At 70.8% G+C, this 620-nt stretch carries 1 protein-coding gene; it reads right to left on the bottom strand.

The genetic code is table 11. The features are described 5' to 3' along the window. Nucleotide 1: 1 nt before the first annotated feature. On the bottom strand, nt 2-620 hold a 619-nt coding region (locus BVI061214_RS00225; RefSeq protein WP_053766883.1), incomplete at its 5' end, for a GNAT family N-acetyltransferase.

Here is a 620-nt window from a genome sequence, read left to right as displayed (position 1 = left end):
CCTACCGCCTGGCCCTGAGTTCCTTGGCGTAGGTGGCCACGGCCTCCTCGAGGCTGAAGCCCAGGTTGCGGTAAAGCTCTAGGGCCCCGGTCTCGTGGTCGTGGGCCCGGACCCGGAGGAGACCCGCCCCCTTCTTCTCGGCCAGCCGGGCCGCCTCGGCCAGAAGGGCCCGGCCGATGCCCTGGCCCCGGGCCTTGGGGACGACCCCGATGTAGGCCACGCTGGCCTCGTTCCCCTCCACCTCCACCTCGGCCATGCCCACGGGCTCCTCCCCCTGGTAGGCCACCAGGAGGTGGACGTGGGGCTCGGCGAAGTGCTCTTCCAGCTCCTCGTCCGTCCACTTGAGCCTCAGGGCCCAGCCCTCCTCGCTTTCCCGGTAGAGCTCCCGGTAGACCCCTGCCCCGGGGAAGCCCTTCTTGATGCGCACGCCCTTGGGGGGCGGGTAGTCCAGGCCCTTGGGGTTTTTCACGAAGAAGTAGGTGGTGTGGAGGAGGTCGTACCCCGCCGCCTCCAGGACCTCCCGCAGGGGACGGTTGGCCTCCTGGGGAAAGGCGTAAAGCCGCTCCACGCCAAGCTCCAGGGCCCGGGCCTCGGCGGCCTGGAGGAGGGCGGGGAGGTCC

Source organism: Thermus aquaticus (assembly GCF_001280255.1).
Lineage (GTDB): Bacteria > Deinococcota > Deinococci > Deinococcales > Thermaceae > Thermus > Thermus aquaticus.
The sequence above is the reverse complement of the archived record's forward strand: the minus strand, read 5'-3'. Positions and strand labels throughout refer to the sequence as shown.